Genomic DNA, 6,928 nt, shown 5'->3' with positions numbered 1-6,928 from the left:
CGTAGGTCGAGAACTTGTAGCCGCGGCGGTATTCGAACTTGTCGACCGCCTTCAGCAGGCCGATATTGCCTTCCTGGATCAGGTCCAGGAACTGCAGGCCGCGGTTGATGTACTTCTTGGCGATCGAGATCACCAGACGCAGGTTGGCCACGGTCATTTCGCGCTTGGCGGTGCGGGCGCGCTTCTCGCCGGCTGCCATCTGCTTGTTGATCTTGCGCAGGTCGGCCAGCGGCAGCGCCACGCGCTCCTGCAGGTCGATCATCTTGTTCTGCAGCTCTTTGATGGCGGGCACGTTACGGCCCAGCACCGCGGAGTACGGGTAGCCGGCGTTGACTTCGCCATCCACCCAGTCCAGGTTGGTTTCGTTGCCCGGGAAGACCTTGATGAAGTGCGCGCGCGGCATGCCGCAGCGGTTCACGCACAGCTCCAGCACGGCGCGCTCGATCGAACGCACCTGCTCCATCTGGCCGCGCAGGGTGTCGCACAGCTTTTCCACCACCTTGGCGGTGAAGCGGATGCCCAGCAGCTCGTTGGAGATGATGTCCTGCGCCTTCTGGTAGGCGGCATTGCCGTAGGCGGCCTTGCGCATCTTGTCGAACTGCGAAGAGATCAGGGCGAACTTGGCCAGCGCGTCTTCCTTCAGCTGTGCCAGCTGTTCGGTCGAGTAGCCGGCGGCGCCGCCATTGACGTCGCCATCTTCCTCTTCTTCCTCTTCCTCCAGCTCGTCTTCCTCGTCGTCTTCGTCGGAAGCGGCGGCGGTCTTGGCTGGCGCCAGGGCCGGTGCGTCTTCGTTCAGGTCGACGAAGCCGTCCACCACGTCGTCCACCTTCATCTCGTCCTTCTCGATCTTCTCGGCCAGGGCCAGGATCTCGGAGATGGTGGTCGGGCAGGCGGAAATCGCCTGGATCATGTCGCGCAGGCCGCCTTCGATACGCTTGGCGATTTCGATCTCGCCTTCGCGCGTCAGCAGCGCCACGGCGCCCATTTCACGCATGTACATGCGGACCGGATCGGTGGTACGGCCAAAGTCGGAGTCGACGGTCGACAGCGCGGTGGCGGCTGCGGCTTCCACTTCGTCGTCGCTGGCGGCGGTCGGCACGTTATCGGACAGCAGCAGCGCTTCCGCATCCGGCGCGCGCTCGTACACGGCGATGCCCATGTCGTTGAAGGTGGCGATGATGCCTTCGATCGCTTCCGGATCGACGATGTTTTCCGGCAGGTGGTCGTTGATCTCGGCGTAGGTCAGGTAACCGCGGTCCTTGCCCAGATTAATCAGGTTCTTGAACTGGGTGCGGCGCTTTTCCAGCTCCTCCGCATTGGCGCCGTCGTTCATGCCGAAGGCGTCCAGGCCCTTGGCCTTGCGCTCACGCGCCTTGGACGCGGCCTTCAGTTCGGCGCGTTCCACGGCGTTCAGTGCCGCCACTTCGTCGTTTTCCGGTGTGAATTCGCTTGGCTTGCGGCCGCGGCGGCCCGGCACCTTCACCTGCGGCAGCAGGTAGCCGGAGGTGTCGATCGAGGCCAGCACGGCGGCGTCGCGCACCTCGGTCACGGCGGCGGGGCCGGTGGTCACGGTGACCGGCGCCACTTCGGCAGCAGCTTTCGGCTTGCGGCCGCGCTTGACCGGCGCGGCCGGCGCTTCTTCCGCCACCACGGCCAGCGATACCGGCTTGGCTTCAGCAGTCTTGCGGGCGCGGGTCTTCACCACCGGTTCGGCCGGCGCGGCTTCCACCGGGGCTTCCACCACCGGCACGGCGGCCAGGCGCGAACGGGTTTTCTTTACAACCGTGACTTTGCCTGCTTCCTCTTGAGCGTTGTCAATCACATAGGAAAGGCTGGTTTTCGGCACGGCCAGCGGTGCGCTGGTGGTGGAGGAACCAGTGGATTTCTTGGCGGACAACGTCAGGGTCTTAGGTTTCGTCATTCAATATCTCTCTGCGCGCTCCCGGTGGGGCGCTTCTCGATGGCTCGGGTTCAGGGATGATCCGGAAAAGAAAAAGCCCGCTGTAACGGGCCCGCTTCCGTGGATTCAGTGCGAGGAGAGGGCACATGCCCTGGAACTGGACTTCACAGGGCGGCATGGCCCCGGCCGAAAACTCTTTGCAAAACTGAATACGCACCGTCCTGCATTTGGTGCGTCGATCATTATACAAGCTTTTGAGCCCGGCCGCACGTGCTAAATCGATATCAAAACAACATCATGACAGGAAAGACAATGCGTCGCAGGGGCTCCTCATGGTATGCTGGCGGCTCTTGCTTAACCTATGAAGTCGATGAACACTAGCCTCACCCCACAGCAGCCGGCCGAAGAAGCGGCCGCCGCCGCGCCAGCAGCCCCGGGCTCCGCACGCGCCCTGCTCAAGCAATTGCAGCAACAGTATGCACCGTTCCGCGACAGCCTGCCGCTGTCGATCGGTATCGACAAGCAGCTGATCGCCGCCCAGCCGGAAATCAACCGCAAGCTGATGCGCGCCGCCCTGGGCATCCACACCTCCTCGCAGCGCTACCTGCGCGCCATGGAGAAGGCCACCGTGCGCTACAACCTGGACGGCAGCACCGGCGTCGAAGTGACCGACGAACACCGCAAACACGCCAAGGAAACCCTGGCCGAACGCCACAAGAAGGAAATGGAACGCCGCAAGGCTGAACGCGCCGCCGAGCGCGAAGCCGCAGCCGCCGAAGAAGCGACCCGCCGCCGCGCGGAAAAGCTGCAAGCGCTGACCGCCAAGTTCTCCAAGAAGTAATGCACGACGAGGCGCCAGGAGCCGTCCCCGAGTTGCCGCCGTACGAGGGCATCCGGCTGGCCGACGTGCGCCTCGTGAAAACCGCCGCCGAAGCGGAGGCCGCCCGCGCGGCCTTGCTGGCGGCGGATGCCATCGGCTTCGACACCGAATCCAAACCCACCTTCGTCAAGGGCGAAAGCTCGGACGGCCCGCACCTGATCCAGTTTGCGGATGACCGCCAGGCCTGGCTATTCCAGGTCGGCGCCGGCTTTGCGCATACAGAGGTAGTCAAGGCCATCCTGGAATCGGACCTGACCTTGAAGGTCGGTTTCGGCCTGTCGGACGACGTCAAGCGCGTGCGCAGCAAGCTTGGCATCGAACCGCTGAAAGTGGTCGACCTGGGCGTGGTGCTGCGCGTGCCGGGCCAGAAGAACGACCTGGGCGCCAAGAGCGCAGTCGCCAAGTATTTCGGCCAGACCCTGGCCAAGTCCAAGAAAATCTCCACCACCAACTGGGCCGCGCCGCGCCTGAACGCCAAGCAGATCCTGTACGCGGCCGACGATGCGCAGGTGGCCCTGCGCGTGTACCGCCACTGGATCGGCCTGGGCAATGTGCTGCCGCCGATCAAGCCGCCGAAGAAGCCGCGCACGCCGCGTGCGCCAGCGCCCCCAGCGTAGCGATGGCAGCGGCCAGCCGCTCGTCCCATGCATGGCCGTAGTTCAGGCGGATGCAGTTCCGGAAAGCCCGCTTGGCGCTGAACATCGGTCCCGGCGCAATGCTGATGCCGTGCGCCAGCGCCTGCCGGTGCAGCTGCAGCGCATCGACTGCTTCCGGCAGCACCACCCATAGGAAATAGCCGCCCTGCGGCTGCGTCACCCGCGTGCCAGGCGGGAAGTGCTGGCCGATGGCCGCCAGCATCTGCCGCTGCTGCCCGGCCAGCGCGCCGCGCAGCTGGCGCAGGTGGCGCTCATAGCCGCCCTGCCCCAGGTATTCGGCCAGCGCCAGCTGCGACGGCATGGCCGCCGCCAGGCTGGTGGTCAGCTTCAGCCGCTCCACCTGGCGCGCAAAGCGCCCCGCCGCCGCCCAGCCGACGCGGAAGCCCGGCGCCAGGCATTTGGAGAACGAGCTGCAGTGCATGACCAGGCCCTTGCTGTCGAAACGCTTGGCCAGCGCCGGCCGCTGCGCGCCGAAATACAGCTCGCCATATACGTCATCCTCGACCAGCGGCACCTCGTGCACCGCCAGCAGCTCCACCAGGGCCTGTTTCTTCTGCGGCGGCATCAGGCTGCCGAGCGGATTCTGGAAGCTGGTCATCAGCCAGCAGGCGCGCGGCTGGTGCTGCTCGATAGCCGCCGCCAGGGCATCGAGGTCGATGCCGTCGCGCGGATGCGTCGCCACCTCCACCGCCTTCAAACCGATGCGCTCCAGCGCCTGCAAGGCCGCGTAAAAGCTGGGCGACTCCACCAGCACCGTGTCGCCGGGCCGTGCCACGGCCTGCAGGCACAGGTTGAGCGCCTCCAGCGCGCCGTTGGTGATCACGATATCGTCGGGCGACACCTGCACCCCGTCCAGCTGGTAGCGCAGCGCGATCTGGCGCCGCAGTTCCGCATTCCCCGGCGGCAGGTCGGCCACCGTGCTCCACGGATCGATGCGGCGCATACTGGCGGTCACGGCGCGCCCCAGCTTATCGAGCGGGAACAGCAAGGGGCTGGGGAAGGCCGATCCGAACGGCACGTTGCCCGGGGCGCGGCTGGCCTCCAGCACCTGGAATACCAGCTCGCTGACATCGACCAGGGTGGACGCCGCATCCGGCCGCGACACTTCCGGCTCCGGCGCCGCCTGGCGCCGCGCAGCCACGTAGTAACCCGAACGCGGGCGCGACTCGATCAGGCCGCGCGCCTCCAGCTGGTAATAGGCCTGGAACACGGTGGACGGGCTGACGCCGCGCCGTTCCTGCTGCTGGCGCACCGACGGCAGCTTTTCGCCGGGGCGCAGCACCCCATCCGCCATCAACCCCGCCAGTTCATCGGCCAGCGCCTCATACAGCTTCAAACTGATACCCTCTTTCCGCGGCTATTCTGAGCCTGTTATTCTGCGCCTCGCAGGCGTATCCTTGATGCATCACAAGAAAAACGGATTCATCATGCGCATTCTCTCATGCATTGCAGTCCTCGCCGCCCTTGTGGCCGCCCTGCCCGCGCGCGCCGCGCCGGCCCGGCTGCCGGACACCATGGATCAGCGCGTGGCCGCCTGCCTCGCCTGCCACAAGGCCAATGAACAGGGCGACGCCTTCTTCCCGCGCATCGCCGGCAAGCCCGCCACCTACCTGTACAACCAGCTGTTGAACTTCAAGCAGGGCCGCCGCCACTACCCGATGATGACGTATATGGTGGAACAGCTGCCGGACGCCTACCTGCGCGAGATCGCCCAGTACTTCTCCGAACAGCACGCCCCCTACTCGCCGCCGGCCGCCAGCAGCGCCACGCCGCAGATGATCGAACGCGGCCGCGTGCTGGTGCACCAGGGCGACCCGGCGCGCAAAGTGCCCGCCTGCGTCGCCTGCCACGGCGACGCCATGACCGGCGTCGCCCCCGCCATTCCCGGCCTGATCGGCCTGCCGCGCGACTACATCAACGCCCAGTTCGGGGCCTGGCGCAACCAGAAGCGCAAGGCGCATGCCCCGGACTGCATGGCCGATGTCGCCAACCGCCTGAGCGAAGCCGACGTGGCCGCCGTCTCCGGCTGGCTGGCCGCGCAGCCAGCCGACCCGAATGCCCGCCCAGCGTCCGCGCTGCCCAAGCCGCTGCCCATGGAATGCGGCGGCCTCCCCACCCACAAGAACGAAAAATGAAGCGCAATACGAAAATCGCCATTGCCGTTCCCCTGCTGTTGCTGGTCGCAGCGGTCGGCTTCATCTGGCCCAAACACGATACGGGCCCGGCGCCCAGCGCCGCCGCGCAGAACCTGCCGCTCGCAGAAAAGATCGCACGCGGCGCCTACCTCGCCAAGGCGGCCGACTGCATGGCCTGCCACACCACGCGCGACGGCGCCGCCTACGCCGGCGGGCGTGCCCTGCAAACGCCGTTTGGCAGCGTGATCTCGCCCAATATCACGCCCGACCAGGAAACCGGCATCGGCAACTGGAGCGCGACCGACTTCTGGAACGCCCTGCACAACGGCAAAGCCAGGGATGGCCGCCTGCTGTACCCAGCCTTCCCGTACACGAACTACACCGCCATCACGCGCGACGACTCGGACGCGATGTATGCCTACTTCCAGACCATCACCCCGGTGCGGCAGGCCAACCGCCCGCACGAACTGCGCTTCCCGTACAACCAGCAAGCCATGCTGGCGGTCTGGCGCGCGCTCTACTTCAAGCCTGCCGTCTACACGCCCGACAACAGCAAATCCGCCGAATGGAACCGCGGCGCCTACCTGGTGCAAGGGCCCGGCCACTGCATTGCCTGCCACAGCGAACGCAATGCCCTGGGCGCCAGCGACAAGAGCCTGTCCGGCGGCCTGATACCCGTGCTGGGCTGGTACGCCCCCTCGCTCACCTCCGACCGCGAGGCCGGCCTGGGCGACTGGGAAGTGAAAGACATTACCGACCTGCTGAAAACCGGCATCTCGCAGCGCGCCACCGTTTTCGGCCCGATGGCCGAAGTGGTGCGCGAAAGCCTGCAGCACCTGAGCGATGAAGACGCGCGCGCCATGGCCGTGTACCTGAAATCGCTGCCGAACGAAGCCGGCAAGCGCGAACCATACGAGCGCTCAAAGGAACCGGAAGCGCTCGCCTTCCTCGCCGCCGGCGAAAAGATCTACCGCAAGCAATGCATGGACTGCCACGGCGCGCAAGGCGAAGGCATCCCACCGCACTACCCGCCGCTGGCCGGTAACCGCGCGTTGACGATGGATGAAGCGGTGAATCCGATCCGCATCGTGCTGAACGGCGGTTTCGCCCCCGGCACCGCCGGCAACCCGCGCCCCTACGGCATGCCGCCTTACAGCCACGCCCTGAACGACGTCGAAGTGGCCCAGGTCGTCTCCTACCTGCGTTCCGCCTGGGGCAACAACGCCCCGCCGGTCGACAGCACCGCCGTCAACCGCTACCGCAACGTCCCGCTGGAGTAGCGCGCAAAAAAAATGGGGACAAAAAAATGGGGACGTACCCTATTTTCCGCTGCGCGGAAAAATGGGGTACGTCCCCA

General features: G+C 66.1%; 6 protein-coding genes. 4 read left to right on the top strand and 2 right to left on the bottom strand.

Annotated elements, in window-relative coordinates; genetic code table 11:
- The coding region (locus ACE3TQ_RS05635; RefSeq protein ID WP_374580985.1) for an RNA polymerase sigma factor region1.1 domain-containing protein at positions 1-1,921 on the bottom strand (1,921 nt) is incomplete at its 3' end.
- A 340-nt stretch (positions 1,922-2,261) separates the two neighbouring features.
- On the opposite strand from ACE3TQ_RS05635, the gene ACE3TQ_RS05630 reads away from it, so the two are divergent.
- Complete coding sequence (locus ACE3TQ_RS05630) at positions 2,262-2,741, top strand: ProQ/FINO family protein (protein ID WP_374580983.1); 480 nt, start codon at positions 2,262-2,264, stop codon at positions 2,739-2,741.
- Complete coding sequence (locus ACE3TQ_RS05625) at positions 2,741-3,397, top strand: 3'-5' exonuclease (protein ID WP_374580982.1); 657 nt, start codon at positions 2,741-2,743, stop codon at positions 3,395-3,397. Before ACE3TQ_RS05630 ends, ACE3TQ_RS05625 begins: the two co-directional genes overlap by 1 nt.
- On the opposite strand, the gene ACE3TQ_RS05620 is transcribed toward ACE3TQ_RS05625, so the two are convergent.
- Complete coding sequence (locus ACE3TQ_RS05620) at positions 3,345-4,772, bottom strand: PLP-dependent aminotransferase family protein (RefSeq protein ID WP_374580981.1); 1,428 nt, start codon at positions 4,770-4,772, stop codon at positions 3,345-3,347. The two genes, ACE3TQ_RS05625 and ACE3TQ_RS05620, sit on opposite strands and share 53 nt — an antisense overlap.
- 91 nt (positions 4,773-4,863) lie before the next feature.
- Here ACE3TQ_RS05620 and ACE3TQ_RS05615 point away from each other — a divergent pair, with 91 nt between their 5' ends.
- Complete coding sequence (locus ACE3TQ_RS05615; RefSeq protein WP_374580980.1) at positions 4,864-5,571, top strand: cytochrome c; 708 nt, start codon at positions 4,864-4,866, stop codon at positions 5,569-5,571.
- Positions 5,568-6,851 carry a cytochrome c gene (locus ACE3TQ_RS05610; RefSeq protein ID WP_374580979.1) on the top strand — a complete coding sequence of 428 codons (1,284 nt, stop codon included), beginning with the start codon at positions 5,568-5,570 and terminating at the stop codon, positions 6,849-6,851. The genes ACE3TQ_RS05615 and ACE3TQ_RS05610 overlap by 4 nt, the downstream gene beginning before the upstream one ends.
- Positions 6,852-6,928 lie beyond the last annotated feature (77 nt).

Source organism: Pseudoduganella sp., assembly GCF_041914865.1.
In the GTDB taxonomy this organism is placed as follows: Bacteria; Pseudomonadota; Gammaproteobacteria; order Burkholderiales; family Burkholderiaceae_D; genus Rugamonas.
The sequence above is the reverse complement of the archived record's forward strand: the minus strand, read 5'-3'. Positions and strand labels throughout refer to the sequence as shown.

What these genes read in the sequence shown, in the direction of transcription:
- ACE3TQ_RS05615 (WP_374580980.1), top strand. Translation starts at nt 4,864, where the DNA reads ATGCGCATTCTCTCATGCATTGCAGTCCTCGCCGCCCTTGTGGCCGCC.
- ACE3TQ_RS05610 (WP_374580979.1), top strand. Translation starts at nt 5,568, where the DNA reads ATGAAGCGCAATACGAAAATCGCCATTGCCGTTCCCCTGCTGTTGCTG.
- ACE3TQ_RS05625 (WP_374580982.1), top strand. Translation starts at nt 2,741, where the DNA reads ATGCACGACGAGGCGCCAGGAGCCGTCCCCGAGTTGCCGCCGTACGAG.
- ACE3TQ_RS05630 (WP_374580983.1), top strand. Translation starts at nt 2,262, where the DNA reads ATGAAGTCGATGAACACTAGCCTCACCCCACAGCAGCCGGCCGAAGAA.